The organism is Ornithinicoccus halotolerans (assembly GCF_009602535.1).
Classification (GTDB): Bacteria; Actinomycetota; Actinomycetes; order Actinomycetales; family Dermatophilaceae; genus Ornithinicoccus; species Ornithinicoccus halotolerans.
This window is the reverse complement of record NZ_WIQI01000020.1, coordinates 24,394-38,080: the sequence shown is the minus strand read 5'-3', so window position 1 is coordinate 38,080 and position 13,687 is coordinate 24,394. Positions and strand designations below refer to the sequence as shown.

Here is a 13,687-nt window from a genome sequence, read left to right as displayed (position 1 = left end):
CCAGGGCGTCCGCCGGGCGGCGCGGGCGGCCGGGACCGTCCTCGTGGCCGACCTCGTGCCCGTCCTCGGTGAGCCGGCCGTGCTCGAGCCGGACCACCCGGTCGCAGCCGCGGGCGGTCTCCTCGTCGTGGGTGACCACCAGCGTGGTCCGGCCGCGGGTGAGGGCCGCGACGGCGTCCCGCACCGCGCCGGCGTTGTCGGCGTCGAGGCCGGTGGTGGCCTCGTCGAGGACGACGACCGGGGCGTCGCGCAGGAACGCGCGAGCGACGGCGATCCGCTGCCGCTGGCCACCGGAGAGGGTGGCGCCGCGCTCCCCCACGACGGTGTCGTAGCCGTCGGGCAGCCGCTGCACGAACTCCTCGACGCGGGCCAGCCGGGCGGCCCGGCGGACCTCCTCGGCGGTGGCGTCGAGCCGGCCGTAGCGGATGTTGTCGGCGATGGTGCCGCTGAACAGGACCGACTCCTGCAGCACGACCGCCACCTGCCGGCGCAGCTCGGGCAGCGCCAGCCTGCGCACGTCGACCCCGCCGAGCCGTACCGCGCCCCGGTTCGGGTCCAGGGTCCGCGTGAGCAGCGCCGTGACGGTGGACTTGCCCGAGCCGGAAGGCCCCACGAGGGCGACCCGCTCGCCCGGGGCGATCCGGAGGCTGATCCCGCGCAGCACCGGCACGCCGTCGCCGTAGTCGGCGTGGACGTCCTCGAGCTCGACGGTCGTCGCGCCGGGGGCCAGTGGCCAGGGGGTCGCGGGGCTGGTGATGCCGGGCTGCACCTCCAGCAGGTCGGCGACCCGCTCCCCGGACGCGGCGGCGCGGGCGATCCGGCCGGTGTACTTGGCCAGGTCCCGCAGCGGCTTCAGCGCCGTCTTCAGGTAGGTCAGGAAGATGACCAGGTCGCCGGGGGTCATCGCCCCGGCCATCACCCGGTAGCCGCCGAGCAGCAGCACCACCGCCGTGGCGACGCCGACCAGCACGTCGGTGCGCCGCTCCAGCGCGGCCGCGAGCCGGCGGGCCTTCACGCCGTCCTTGAGGGACCGGGCGTTGCTGCCGCCGAACCGGCGCTCCATCTCCGGCTCCAGCCCGTAGGCCTGCACGACCGGCATCGCGCCGATGGTCTCCTGCGCCAGGCTGGCCAGGTCACCCTCGGCCCGGCGGGTGCGCCGGGAGGCGTCGGTGATGCGCGAGGTGGAGCTGCGTGACAGCAGCCAGTACAGCGCCGCGGTCGCCACGACCACGACGGCCAGCGCGGCGTCCAGCCACAGCATCACCGCCGACATGAGCAGCAGCGTGACCACGTTCACGACCAGCGGCATGCCGGCGGTCACCGCGACCTCCTGCAGCCGGCCGACGTCGGCGACGACGCGCTGCACCACGTCCCCGGAGCGGGCCCGGGAGTGGTAGTGGCGGTCCAGCCGGGTGACGTGGGCGAACACCCGCTGCCGCAGCGCGGTCGCCACCCGGGAGCCGGCGAGCGCGAACGCGACGGTGGCCAGGTAGTTGCTCAGCGCCCGCATCCCGACGATCGAGACCGTCGCCAGGGCGCAGGCGAGCAGCACCTGCACCGACGCGGCCGGGCCGGCTTCGCTCAGGTCCGCGCCCAGGGAGCGGGTGACCGCGTCGACGACGAGCTTGACCGGCCACGGCTCGAGGACCCGGAAGACGACCTCGAGCAGCAGCGCCAGGCCACCGCCGGCCAGCAACCGGTGCTGCCCGCCCAGGTGGGGCGTCAGCAGGGCGAGGGTGCGGCGCAGCGCGGAGGGGCGGAGCGCGGTGGTGGTGGACACGGCTGACCTCCTCAGGCGACCCGGTCGGGGGTGGCGGCGGACAGCGGCGCGAGCGACCGCTCCAGCACCGCCTCCCAGGAGTGGACGGTCTCGGCGCGGTGGCGGGCAGCGGCACCCATGGCACGGGCCCGGGCCGGGTCGGCGACCAGCGCGTCGATCGCCGCGGCCAGCGCCGCGGGGTCCGAGGGCGGCACCAGCAGCCCGGTCGTCCCGTCGATGACCAGCTCGGGCAGCTGGCCCACGGCCGAGGCGACGGTGGGCAGTCCGGCGGCGGCGTACTCGACCACCTTCAGTGGCGAGAAGTACTGGCCGTCGGTGCCGCCACCGCCGCGCTGCAGCGGGTAGGGGGCGGCCGCCACCTGCGCACCGGCCAGCGCCGCCGGCACCTCGGCCGGGGCGACGGCGCCACGGTGGTCGAGGTCCAGACCCAGCCGGGCGGCCTGTGCCCGCAGGGCGGGACCCTCCGGACCGTCGCCGACCAGCCGGACCCGCCACGGGGTGCGAGCCCGGGCCGCCGCCTCGAGCAGGACGTCGACGCCGTGCCAGGGCTTGAGGGTGCCGACGAAGACCACAGTGGGGCGGTCCTCGCGGCGACCGGCGGGTTGCGGTCGGACGCGGTCGGGGTCGACGCCGTTGGGCACGACCACGACCCCGTCGCGGCGGCCGGTGCGGGCGCTCACCCACCGCGCGACCGGCGTGGAGACGCAGGCGACCGCGCCGGCCGCCGCGACCTGGGTGCGCAGCGCGGCAGCGGCGCCGTCGGCGTCGACCAGGTCACGGTGGGTGCGTTGCTCCTCGACCAACGGCGCGTTCACCTCGAGCACGCCGGGGACGCCGAGCGCGGCGGTGGCCTGGGCGAGGGCGGTGGAGAACAGCGAGTACCGCTCGTAGACCAGGTCGGCGCCGTCGGCCGCCAGCTGCTCGGCCAGCCGGGTGGCGGCGCGGGCCTGGGCGACCTCCCGCGCGGCGGTGCGCTCGGGCAACGGCAGGTCCGGGTCCGGCCTGCCGACGCGCACCCGGTGCACGGGCAGGTCGGCCAGGTCCGCCGGCACCAGGTCGCCGGTGCGGGTGCAGTAGAGGCGGACCTCCGCGCCCCTGCGGCGGAAGGCGCGGACGATCTCCTGCAGGTGGACCGAGGCGCCCTTGCTCCCGAAGGCCGGCACACCGGGATCGGCGCAGACGTAGCCGACGCGCATCACGAGGCCACCTTCGCGACCGGCTCGGCTGCCGGGCGCTGCAGGGCGGCCAGCAGGCGGGACTGCCGGACGGTGTCGTACTCGGCCTCGACGAGCGCCCGGGCGCAGCGCGCGGTGCCGGCCCGGTCGAAGCGGGGCTCGGCGGTCGTGCGCAGGGCAGCGGCGAGCGCCGCGACGTCGCCCGCAGGCACCAGCAGCCCGGTGCCCGGGGCCGCGGCGGTGGCGGGGCGAACCGCCTCGGGGATGCCGGTGACGTCGGAGGCGATCACCGGCACGCCGCAGGCCATCGCCTCCAGCAGCACGGTGGGCAGCCCGTCGGCGTTGCCGTCGGCGCCGACCACGCAGGGAGCGGCCAGCACGTCGGCCCACGCCAGCAGCTCCCGGATCTCATCCTGGCTCCGGGGGCCGAGCAGCTGCACGCTGTCGGCCAGCCCGGCGGCGGCGACCGCCAGCGCCAGGTCGTCCCGCAGCTCACCGTCCCCGGCGATCCGCACCTGCAGGTGCAGCCCCTCGGCGGACAGCCGGGCGGCGGCATCGACCAGCAGGGCGAAGCCCTTCTTCTCCACGAGCCGGCCCACCGCGGCCACCCGCAGCGGCCGCGTCGGGTCGGCCGGGCCGGGTGCTGTGTAGCGGAACTGGGTCAGGTCCAGCCCGTTGCGCACCAGGACCACCCGGTCGGCCAGGTGCGGCCGGTCGCGCAGCAGGAAGCGGCGGTTGTAGTCGCTGATCGCCACCACGTGCGCGGCACCGTCGAGCAGGTGGTCCAGCAACCGCTGGTCGACGTCGGCGTGGAACAGGTCCTTGGCGTGGGTGGTGACCGTGTACGGGATCCCCGTCAGTGCCGAGGCGACGTGCGCCACCCGCGCGGCGGCGTTGGCGAAGTGGGCGTGCAGGTGGGTCAGCCCGTCGGCCCGGACGCGCAGCGCCAGGTCGACCCCCTGCACGACGTCGGAGGCGTCCATCCGCGCGGTCGCCGGGAGCAACCGGGCGAACCGCTCGGCGAAGCTCGGCAGCTCGGCCTGGGCGCGGGCGAGCACCGCCCACCCCTCGGTCAGCTTGGCCGGTCGCGGCAGGTGGCTCACCGGGGCAGCGACCCGCGCGATCTGGGGGTGGAACCGGGCGTCGGTCGTGGGGCGCAGCGCGTACACCGCCAGCTGCTCGCCGGCGGCCTCGCGGGCCAGCAGCTCGGTGACCACGAACGTCTCCGAGAACCGGGGGTAGACCTTCACGACGTAGCCGGTGCGCTCGGCACCGGGCGCGGGGTGGTGGGACGGGTCAGCCGGCGACACCGGACACCTCCTGGGTGGGGACGGACGAGGATGTGAGCAGGTCGGCCGCACGACGGGCCACCGCGGGCAGGCCCCGCCGGTCCAGCGCGGAGCGGTCGACCGAGCGGCCGACCGCGCCGGCGAGCCAGGCTCCGAGCCGCTGCGGGGTGAGCTGGTCCTGCGGGCAGGTCTCCACCGCGCCGACGGCGGCCAGGCCGGTGGCGCGCAGCTGCTGCTCGCGCCGCGGGCGCTCGCGGGGGACGAGGAGGGCCGGCACCTGGGTGGCGAGCACCTCGGTGACGGTGTTGTAGCCGGCCATCGCCACCACGGCGCGGGCGCCGCGGACGGTGGCGAAGCCGTCGGGGACGCGGTCGACCACCTCGGTGCGGGCCCCGGCCAGCAGCTCCACCTCTCGCCGGTGGTGGTCGGGCATCTGTGGGCCGGTGACCACCAGGTGCCGGTGCCCGGGCGGCACCGGCGCCTGCGCGGCGACCCGGCACAGCGCGACGCCGTCCCCCCCGCCGCCGACGGTGGTGACCACGGTCGGGGTCGGGCTCGGCTCCGGCTCGGGCTGCCAGTGCCGCCCGGTGGCCAGGTAGCCGGTGTAGCGGACCAGGTCCTGCAGGCCGCACGGGAGCTCGCCGCTACGGCGCACGTCGTGGACGGCCGGGTCGCCGTAGACCCAGATCTCGTCCAGCCCCGGACGCAGCGCCTCCGCGCCGCCGAGCGCCTCCCACTCGGCCGCGGCGACGGCGGGGGAGTCCAGCACGTCGCGCAGTCCCAGCACCACCCGGGCGCGGGGGCGGCTGACCCGCAGCCGGGTCAGCGCGGCCCGCAGCTCACCGTCGACGCCGTGGGCGTGCCGGTCGATGACCACCAGGTCGGGGCGGAAGCCGTCGACGACGCCCGAGAGCATCTGCCCACGCACCTTCAGCAGGTCGGTCATGGGCACCCGGACGTGGCGCGGGGCGTACCCGTCCCGGCCCTTGCGCAGCCCCGGCAGCACGACGACGTCGAACCCGTCCGGCAGCGCGGCGGAGCCGGCGTGGGCCAGCCCGGTGAGCAGCAGCCCGGTGACCGGACGGCCGGCCAGCCGGGGCAGCTGGCGGGCGAGGGAGTGCGCCAGGGCGAGGTTGCGGCGCAGGTGCCCGAGCCCCTGCGAGTCGTGGCTGTAGAGCAGTACCCGCAGTGGCTGCTCACGATGTGGCACCGACATCGCCCACCTCCGTGTCCGTCGTGCTCGCCGCGGCTCTCGCGGCGTACAGACCAGTGGACCAGCCCGGGATGAGGCGATGGTGAGCAGCGCGTGAGAGCTTCCTCATGCGCGGCGGGGCCGCGGGTCACCCAGGCGTGACCAGCCGGTAGCCGACACCACGGACGGTGGCCAGCCGCTCGGCGCCGAGCTTGCCGCGCAGGTACCGCACGTACACGTCCACGACGTTGGAGGAGCCGTCGAAGTCGTACCCCCAGACCCGCGACAGCAGCTGCTCGCGGGAGAGTACCTGCTGCGGGTGCTCGAGGAACTCCCGCAGCAGCGCGAACTCGCGGGCCGACAGCTGCACGTCGCGGCCGTCCACGCTGGCCAGCCGCGTGGTCAGGTCCAGCCGCAGACCCCCGTGCTCGAGCACGGTCGTGGCGCCGGTTCCCTGGGCGGGCCGCAGCCGCGTCCGGATCCGGGCCAGCAGCTCCTCGAACCGGAACGGCTTGGCCAGGTAGTCGTCGGCGCCACCCTCCAGCCCGGCGACGGTGTCCTCCACCGCGTCGCGGGCGGTGCACATCACGATCGGCAGGTGGTGGTCCATCGAGCGCAGCACCTTGAGCACCATGAACCCGTCCATCCGGGGCAGCCCGACGTCCAGCACCAGCAGGTCGTAGTCGCCGCTGGCGGCGTGCTCGAGCGCGCTCACCCCATCGGTCACCACGTGGGTGCCGTAGCCGGCCGACCGCAACCCCTTCTCCATGAACCGGGCGATCCGCTCCTCGTCCTCGGCGATCAGGATGGTGGTCACGGCCACAGCATCACACGAGGTCAGCCGCCCGGCGCGGGCAGCCACAGCCGGAACGTGCTCCCCACCCCCGGCACCGAGTCGACGGTGACGGTGCCGCCGTGGGCCCGGGCGATCGCCAGCACGATGGACAGCCCCAGCCCCGACCCCTCGACCGGTCGTGCCTGCTCCAGCCGGGAGAACCGCTCGAAGACTCGGTCCACCTGGTCCGGCTCCAGACCCACCCCCTGGTCCTCCACCGAGACGACCAGGTAGCGGCTCGCCGGCTCCGCCAGCTGCGCGCGTACCTGGGCATCGGGCGGTGACCACGCGGTGGCCAGCGTGACCGGGGTTCCCGGGTCGCTGAACTTCACCGCGTTGGCGGCCAGCTGCACCACCGCCTGCTGCAGCCGCTGCCGGTCGGCGCGGACCGTGGGGCCGGCGGCACCGGCGCCGTCGGCGCGGGCCGCGACCCGCCACTCCCGGTCCCCGAGCAGCCGGACCCGGTCGAGCAGCTCGTCGGTGAGGGTGGCCACGTCCAGCTCGGCCGGCCGCACGAAGTCCGGTCGCTGCGACTTCGCCAGCAGCAGCAGGTCGTCGACCAGGCGCTGCATCCGGTCCATCTCCTCCAGCACCAGCGCCCGCGTCTGCGCGACGTCCTCGGGATCGCCGGCCTCCAGCAGCTCCAGGTTGCCGCGGATGATCGTCAGCGGGGTGCGCAGCTCGTGTGCGGCGTCGTCGAGGAACTGCCGCTGCTCGACGAACCCGGCCTCGAGCCGGTCCAGCATGCGGTTGAACGCGGCCGCCAGCCGGGCGACGTCGGTGTCGGTCTCGCTCACCGGCACCCGGTGGGTGAGGTCGTCCGGGTCGATGGCGGCGGTCGCCTGCCCCAGGTCGGTGAGCGGCCGCAGCAACCGGCCGGTGACGACGTGGGCGACGGTGGCGGTGACCACCAAGGTGACGGCGGCGACCAGCAGGTAGGTGCGGATCGATCCCTCGACCTGGTCGCGGACGGGGGCCGCGTCGACACCGACGACGAGGGTGCCGGACCGGTCGTCCCCGGCGAGGGAGACCGACGCGACCGTCAGCCGCAGGTCGTGCCCGTCCAGGGCCATCCGGGCGTAGGTGGTGGCCGCCTCGACCCGGACGGCGCGGACCACCTGGAGCACCTCGGGCCGTTCCAGCTGGAACGGCCGGGCGCCGCCCGGCACGTAGTCGACCTCGTCGTCGACCAGCGTCACCATCGACTCGTGCTCGTTGGGCACCGAGGTCTGCAGGTAGGCGACGAACAGCTCGTCCAGGTCCTGGTAGGGCTCCCCGTCGCCGTCCGGGCCGGACAGCGCCAGCTGCTCCAGCTCCTCGATCTCCTGGCGCAGGTCGGCCTCGATCCGGTCCTCCACCGCCGCGAACTGGACGGTGAACGTCACCGCGCCGGCCACGGCGAGCCCCAGCACGATGAAGGCCAGCACCAGCGCCAGCACCCGCGACCGGACCGACCAGCCCCGGCCCGGACGGGGCGGCGCCGCCGGCTCAGCGGGCACGGGCCGCCGAACGCAGCCGGGCGGGGCCGAGGCCCCACACCAGGAGGTAGAACAGCAACGTCAGCCCGGCCGCGATCGAGGCCGCGGTGAGGTTGAGGACGACGTCGAAGACGAAGAAGGCCACCCCGACGATGGTCAGCCCGAGTGCCGCCAGGCCGGCGGTGGTGCTGCGGTGGGCCTGGGCCACGATCCACGTCCGCAGCCCGTGGCGGAACAGCAGCCGGTGGTAGACGACCGGCGCGACCAGCAGGCCGGTGGACAGGACCGAGCCGGCGAGCACGGCGAGGTAGACGTAGTGCTGGTAGGTACTGAGCTCGGTGAACCGCGCGGCGAACGGAAGCGTCAGCAGGAAGCCGGTGAGGATCTGCACACCGGTCTGGGCGACGCGCAGCTCCTGCAGCAGCTCGCCCCAGTTGCGGTCCAGCCGCTGGTCCTCGGTCTCCCCCTCGTGGGGCCGCGGGGTGGCTGCTGAGCTCATGGCCCCCATCCTGCCGTCGCCGTACCGGCGTGGTCGAGCCGTGCCAGCATGGCCCCGTGGCGGTCGAGCGTGCGGAGCAGGCCGGCGCGCGGGACCTGGCCCGCGCTGCCGACGAGCTCTACGCAGCGCCGCTGGCCGACTTCGTCCCGACCCGCACCCGGCTGGTCAAGCAGGCCCGCAGCGAGAAGGACCGGGAGCGGGCGCGGCAGCTGCAGGCGATGCGCAAGCCCACCGTCGCTGCCTGGCTGGTCAACCAGGTGGCGCGCCGGCACCCGGAGACCGTGGCGCGGATGCGCGACGTCGGCGCCCGGATGCGGCACGCGCAGGCCTCCCTGGACGCCCAGGGACTGGCGAACCTGCGCGGTGAGCGGGACGAGGCGCTGACGCGGCTGCGCGACGCCGCCGGTGAGGTGGCCCAGGAATCCGGCCAGCCGGTGACCGGGGCGACCGCTGACGAGGTGCGCGAGACCGGGGTGGCGGCGCTGGCCGACGCCAGCGCCGAGGAGGCCGCCTGGTCGGGCACCCTCACCCGGGCGCTGAGCTACTCCGGGTTCGGGGAGGTGGACATCTCCGACGCGGTGGTGCGCACCGGCACCGGCACGGTGCTGCGGCGGCTGGACGGTGGCGCCGGCGAGGAGCCCGAGGCCGGGCCGGAGCCCGAGCCACAGCCCGAGCCCGAGCCACAGCCCGAGTCGGAGCCGGAGCCGGAGCCGGAGTCCGCCCCGGAGGAGGACAGCCCGCTGGCCCGGGTGCTGACCCGGTTGCGGCGCACCGCCGAGGAGCTGCACGAGCAGGTGGCGGTCCTCGACGGGCGGACCGAGCAGGCCCGGGAGCGGTTGGCCGAGCGGGAGCAGCAGGTGACCGACGCCGAGGCGGCGCTGGCGGCAGCGCAGCAGCGGCTGGAGCAGACCGTGGCCGAGCGGGACGAGGCCGCGACCGAGCTGGCCGGGCTCGAGCGCGAGCAGCAGGACCTGCGTGCCCAGCACGCCGCGGCACAGGACGAGGTCACCGCCACCGAGCAGGCGCTCGGCGGCCGAGGCTGAGGGGCTGGCGATGAGAATCCCGCCCCGCGGAGGTCGATACCGGGGGACGACAGACGCACGAGGAGAACCCATGGACGCGCGGTTCACGGCACGGCTGGAGAAGAGCCCGGCGAAAGGCGGCTGGACCTACGTCGTCTGGCCCGAGTCGGTGCGGGTCCTCGGGACCCGGGGCCGGGTGAAGGTCAGGGGCACCATGGACGGGTACCCGTTCCGCAGCTCGTTCATGGCGATGGGCGACGGCACCCACAAGCTGCCGGTGAAGGCCGACGTGCGGCGGGCCATCGGCAAGGAGGCCGGGGACACCATCAGGGTCCACCTGCAGGAGCGCATCCAAGGCTGAGCCGCCCAGGCCGGCCCGGTCCGGCGGGACCGCGACCCCGGAGCCGTTCCGGCGGGCCAGTAGGGTGCGAGACCATGTCGGCCTCCCCAGGGCAGCCGCCCGGTGTCCGCATGCCGTCCCGGGTGGTGCTGCCGACCACCCTCGCGGCGGGCACGCTGCTGCTGGCCGTGGCACTGCGGCAGCCGGTCGGGGACGAGACCTGGCTGCTTCTGGCGCTGCTGGCCACGTGCGTGTGGGGCGTCGGCGGGTTGCTGTCCGGGCCGGTCCCGGTGGGCCGGCTGCGGCGGCCGGGGGAGCCCGGGCCGGGCGGGCCCCCACTGCTGGCGCCACTGGTCGTGGGCGTCGTCGCGGTCGCGCTCACCCTGGCCGGGGCGGTGCTCCTGGCCCACCTGCCGGTGGCCGGCGACTCCCTCGAGGTCGTCGTGGACCGGCGCGCCAGCCAGCCGTGGTGGCTGCTGGTGCCCGTGCTGGTCATCGGCGGCGTCGGCGAGGAGCTGATGTTCCGCGGGGCGCTGTACGACGCGCTGGGCCGGTGGCGTCCGGTGGCGGCGACGACCGTGGTCTACACGCTGGCCACGGCCGCGACCGGGCAGCCGATGCTCATCCTGGCCGCCTTCGTGCTCGCGGTCCTGACCGGTGTCCAGCGCCGCGTCAGCGGGGGGGTGCTGGCCCCGGCCCTCACCCACGTGACCTGGACGGTCGGGATGGCGCTGCTGCTGCCGCCGGTGCTGGGGCTGCTCGGCTGACCCGGATTTCCGGTGGTGGCTCAGCGGCCGACACACTGTCCCTGTGAAGATCGGCATCCTGACCAGCGGCGGTGACTGCCCCGGCCTCAACGCCGTCATCCGCGGCGCGGTGATCAAGGGCGACCACATCTACGGCCACTCCTTCCTGGGCGTCAAGGACGGCTTCCGGGGGCTGGTCGCCGACAAGGTGCACAAGCTGCCCCGCAAGCAGGTGCGCGGCCTGTCCCGGCAGGGCGGGACCATCCTCGGGACCTCGCGGACCAGCCCGTTCGAGGAAGGCGCCGGCGGCGCCGACCGGGTCAAGGAGGTCATGGCCAAGCACGGCATGGACGCCGTGATCGCGATCGGCGGCGAGGGCACCCTCACCGTGGCCCGGATGCTGCACGAGGAGGGCGTCAACATCGTCGGGGTGCCCAAGACCATCGACAACGACCTGTCTGCGACCGACTACACCTTCGGGTTCGACACCGCCGTCGCGATCGCCACCGAGTCCATCGACCGGCTGCGCACGACCGCGGAGTCCCACCACCGCTGCATGGTGGTCGAGGTGATGGGTCGTCACGTCGGCTGGATCGCGCTGCACGCGGGCCTGGCCTCCGGGGCGCACGCCGTGCTGATCCCGGAGATCCCCATCAGCTTCGAGCGCATCGTCGAGTGGGTCCGGTCCGCCCAGGCCCGCGGCCGCGCCCCGGTGGTCGTGGTCGCCGAGGGCTTCTCCCTCGACCGGGACAGCACCGGCGGCGGCAGCGGCATCGTCAACCCGCGGGGCGTGGACCACCTGGGCCGGCCCCGCCTCGGCGGCATCGGCGAGGCGCTGACGCCGATGATCGAGCAGGCGACCGGGATCGAGACCCGCTGCGCCACCCTGGGGCACCTGCAGCGCGGCGGGGTGCCGACGGCCTACGACCGGGTGCTGGCGACGCGGTTCGGTGCCGCCGCCGTCGACGTCGTCACCCAGGCCGCGTGGGGAACCATGGTCGCCCTCAAGGGCATCGAGATCGACACCGTGGCGCTGCGGGACGCCACCAGCGAGCTGAAGTCGGTGCCCCGGACCCGGTACGACGAGGCCGCCATCCTGTTCGGTTGATTTTGCGCCGCCCGGACCCCGTCGCGGCCCCGTGTCGACGCCTCCTGGAGCCGCCGCAAGCCGACGAGCAGGCACGATCGGGCTGGAATGTGACAATGCTCACACGGCGAATTTGTTCGCTCGGGGCCAGGCGCGAATCGCCGGACTGACCACCGCAGACAGCGGGACGCGCCCGGGCCGCAGCACCGGCAGACAGGCGGAATAGGGCCGATCGGGCTTGAGTTGTGAGCCTGGTTCGTTAACGTCGAGAGACGTGAGCAGCGCACTCCTGACCCCCACTGGCCCAGCGACCCACTCCTCTCCGGTCACGTTCCGGGAGCCGACCGTGGACGACGGCGGTGAGCTCTGGCGCATCGCGCGGGACTCCGAGACGCTGGACGTCAACGCCTCCTACTCCTACCTGCTGTGGTGCCGCGACTTCGCGAGTACCTCGATCCTGGCCGAGGTCGACGGCCGCCCCGGCGGGTTCGTGACCGGCTACACCCGGCCGGAGACGCCCGACACGCTGATGGTGTGGCAGGTCGCCGTCGACGACGACCACCGCGGGCGAGGCATCGCCCGCAGCATGCTGGAGGAGCTCGTCGACCGGATCCCCGACGTGCGCTGGCTGGAGACCACGATCACCGACGACAACGCCGCCTCGATCGGGCTGTTCACCAAGTTCGCCGACGGCAGGGACGCCGAGGTCACCCGGTCGGAGCTGTTCACGACCGACCACTTCCCGGACAACCACGACCCGGAGCGCCTCTACCGGATCGGGCGCCTCGACTGACCCCCCGGGCGGCACCTGCGGGGGGACGGGGGCCGCGACCGACCACCGATCACCAGCCAAAGGAGCTGACTCACCGAATGACCGCCACGACCGAGCACACCGGCACCACCACGCCTCCGGGCAGTGACCCGACCGGCGCCACCGCGATCTTCGACGCACGCGAGTCCGTCGTGCGCAGCTACTGCCGCAACTGGCCCGCCGTCTTCGACGTCGCCCGCGGCGTCCACCAGTACACCGAGGACGGCCGCCGCTACCTGGACTTCTTCTCCGGTGCCGGTGCCCTCAACTACGGGCACAACCACCCGGTGCTGAAGCAGGCGCTGCTGGACTACCTCGCCCGCGACGGCGTCGTCCACTCGCTCGACACCTACTCCACCGCCAAGCGGGACTTCCTGCACGCCTTCGACGAGGTCGTGCTCGCCCCGCGCAACCTGGACTACAAGATCCAGTTCCCGGGACCCACCGGCACCAACGCCGTGGAGACCGCCCTGAAGATCGCCCGCAAGGTCACCGGGCGCCAGGACGTGGTGAGCTTCACCAACGCCTTCCACGGGATGACGCTGGGCGCGCTGGCCGTGACCGGCAACTCGATGAAGCGTGCCGGCGCCGGCACCCCGCTGTACCACGCCACCCCGGCCCCGTACGACGACTACCTCGACGGTGAGACCCCGGACTTCATGTGGCTGGACCGGGTCTGGAGCGACAGCGGCTCCGGCCTGGCCACCCCGGCCGCCGTCATCGTGGAGACCGTCCAGGGCGAAGGTGGCCTCAAGGCCGCCCGCGCCGTGTGGCTGCGCCAGCTGCAGGAGCTGTGCCGCCGGCACGGCGTGCTGCTCATCGTCGACGACGTGCAGGCCGGCTGCGGGCGGACCGGCACCTTCTTCTCCTTCGAGGACGCCGGCATCGAGCCGGACATCGTCTGCCTGTCCAAGTCCATCTCCGGCTACGGCCTGCCGATGGCCATCACGCTGATGAAGCCCGAGCTGGACCTGTGGGAGCCGGGCGAGCACAACGGGACCTTCCGCGGCAACAACCCGGCGTTCGTCACCGCCACCGCGGCGCTGCGCACGTTCTGGGCCGACGAGACGTTCCAGCGGCAGGTGCAGGCCCGCAGCGAGCAGCTGCGAGCGGGCCTCGCCGAGATGGCCGCGACGGTCGAGGGTGCCCAGCTCCGGGGGCGCGGCCTGCTCTCCGGGGTGGCCTTCCCCGAGACCGACACCGCCGGCCAGGTGGCCGCCGCAGCGTTCGAGCGCGGCCTGCTCGTGGAGACCTCCGGCCCCGAGAGCGAGGTCCTCAAGGCCATGCCCGCGCTGACCATCACCGAGGAGGAGATGGCCGAGGGCGTGCGGATCCTGCTCCAGGCCACCCGTGCGGTGGTCGGCGACTCCCGGAAGGCGGCCGCCGCCTCCTGACCAGCACCCACCCACCCGAGCCGGGAACCGGGCACCCTG

Annotated in this window: 13 protein-coding genes; 6 read left to right on the top strand and 7 right to left on the bottom strand. The window is 74.7% G+C overall.

The window, feature by feature from the left end:
* From GFJ45_RS06155 to GFJ45_RS06125, 7 genes are all read right to left on the bottom strand, one after another.
* Nucleotides 1-1,780, bottom strand: a 1,780-nt coding sequence (locus GFJ45_RS06155; RefSeq protein ID WP_153395227.1) for an ABC transporter ATP-binding protein, incomplete at its 3' end; no start/stop codon positions are given.
* A gap of 11 nt (nucleotides 1,781-1,791) precedes the next feature.
* Entirely contained in the window at nucleotides 1,792-2,976 is a 1,185-nt protein-coding gene (locus GFJ45_RS06150) for a glycosyltransferase family 4 protein (protein WP_153395245.1), read from the bottom strand.
* Nucleotides 2,976-4,265: a glycosyltransferase gene (locus GFJ45_RS06145; protein WP_153395225.1), complete on the bottom strand. Its 1,290-nt coding sequence runs from the start codon at nucleotides 4,263-4,265 to the stop codon at nucleotides 2,976-2,978. The genes GFJ45_RS06150 and GFJ45_RS06145 overlap by 1 nt, the downstream gene beginning before the upstream one ends.
* Nucleotides 4,252-5,460, bottom strand: a complete 1,209-nt coding sequence (locus tag GFJ45_RS06140; protein ID WP_153395223.1) for a glycosyltransferase family protein — start codon at nucleotides 5,458-5,460, stop codon at nucleotides 4,252-4,254. The genes GFJ45_RS06145 and GFJ45_RS06140 overlap by 14 nt, the downstream gene beginning before the upstream one ends.
* A 124-nt stretch (nucleotides 5,461-5,584) precedes the next feature.
* Nucleotides 5,585-6,253 (bottom strand): response regulator transcription factor, encoded by a 669-nt coding sequence (locus GFJ45_RS06135; protein ID WP_153395221.1) that lies wholly within the window; start codon nucleotides 6,251-6,253, stop codon nucleotides 5,585-5,587.
* A gap of 20 nt (nucleotides 6,254-6,273) precedes the next feature.
* Entirely contained in the window at nucleotides 6,274-7,770 is a 1,497-nt protein-coding gene (locus GFJ45_RS06130; protein WP_153395219.1) for a sensor histidine kinase, read from the bottom strand.
* Nucleotides 7,760-8,248 carry a DUF6328 family protein gene (locus GFJ45_RS06125; protein ID WP_153395217.1) on the bottom strand — a complete coding sequence of 163 codons (489 nt, stop codon included), beginning with the start codon at nucleotides 8,246-8,248 and terminating at the stop codon, nucleotides 7,760-7,762. Before GFJ45_RS06125 ends, GFJ45_RS06130 begins: the two co-directional genes overlap by 11 nt.
* 56 nt (nucleotides 8,249-8,304) lie before the next feature.
* Between GFJ45_RS06125 and GFJ45_RS06120 the strand changes: the two genes are divergently transcribed.
* From GFJ45_RS06120 to ectB, 6 genes are all read left to right on the top strand, one after another.
* A complete protein-coding gene (locus GFJ45_RS06120; protein ID WP_153395215.1) occupies nucleotides 8,305-9,291 on the top strand; it encodes a hypothetical protein in 987 nt (328 codons plus the stop codon).
* A gap of 70 nt (nucleotides 9,292-9,361) precedes the next feature.
* Nucleotides 9,362-9,631, top strand: a complete 270-nt coding sequence (locus GFJ45_RS06115) for a DUF1905 domain-containing protein (protein ID WP_153395213.1) — start codon at nucleotides 9,362-9,364, stop codon at nucleotides 9,629-9,631.
* Between the two features lie 74 nt (nucleotides 9,632-9,705).
* A complete protein-coding gene (locus GFJ45_RS06110) occupies nucleotides 9,706-10,377 on the top strand; it encodes a CPBP family intramembrane glutamic endopeptidase (RefSeq protein WP_153395211.1) in 672 nt (223 codons plus the stop codon).
* Between the two features lie 43 nt (nucleotides 10,378-10,420).
* Nucleotides 10,421-11,464: an ATP-dependent 6-phosphofructokinase gene (locus tag GFJ45_RS06105; RefSeq protein ID WP_153395209.1), complete on the top strand. Its 1,044-nt coding sequence runs from the start codon at nucleotides 10,421-10,423 to the stop codon at nucleotides 11,462-11,464.
* 253 nt (nucleotides 11,465-11,717) lie between these two features.
* Entirely contained in the window at nucleotides 11,718-12,236 is a 519-nt protein-coding gene (ectA, locus tag GFJ45_RS06100; protein ID WP_228386585.1) for a diaminobutyrate acetyltransferase, read from the top strand.
* A gap of 77 nt (nucleotides 12,237-12,313) precedes the next feature.
* Nucleotides 12,314-13,648 carry a diaminobutyrate--2-oxoglutarate transaminase gene (gene ectB, locus GFJ45_RS06095; protein ID WP_153395207.1) on the top strand — a complete coding sequence of 445 codons (1,335 nt, stop codon included), beginning with the start codon at nucleotides 12,314-12,316 and terminating at the stop codon, nucleotides 13,646-13,648.
* Nucleotides 13,649-13,687: the final 39 nt, after the last annotated feature.

Bases quoted from the DNA above. Each gene is read 5' to 3' on its own strand.
- ectB (WP_153395207.1), top strand. From the start codon at position 12,314: ATGACCGCCACGACCGAGCACACCGGCACCACCACGCCTCCGGGCAGT.
- GFJ45_RS06110 (WP_153395211.1), top strand. From the start codon at position 9,706: ATGTCGGCCTCCCCAGGGCAGCCGCCCGGTGTCCGCATGCCGTCCCGG.
- GFJ45_RS06125 (WP_153395217.1), bottom strand. From the start codon at position 8,248: ATGAGCTCAGCAGCCACCCCGCGGCCCCACGAGGGGGAGACCGAGGAC.
- GFJ45_RS06140 (WP_153395223.1), bottom strand. From the start codon at position 5,460: ATGTCGGTGCCACATCGTGAGCAGCCACTGCGGGTACTGCTCTACAGC.
- GFJ45_RS06150 (WP_153395245.1), bottom strand. From the start codon at position 2,976: ATGCGCGTCGGCTACGTCTGCGCCGATCCCGGTGTGCCGGCCTTCGGG.
- GFJ45_RS06115 (WP_153395213.1), top strand. From the start codon at position 9,362: ATGGACGCGCGGTTCACGGCACGGCTGGAGAAGAGCCCGGCGAAAGGC.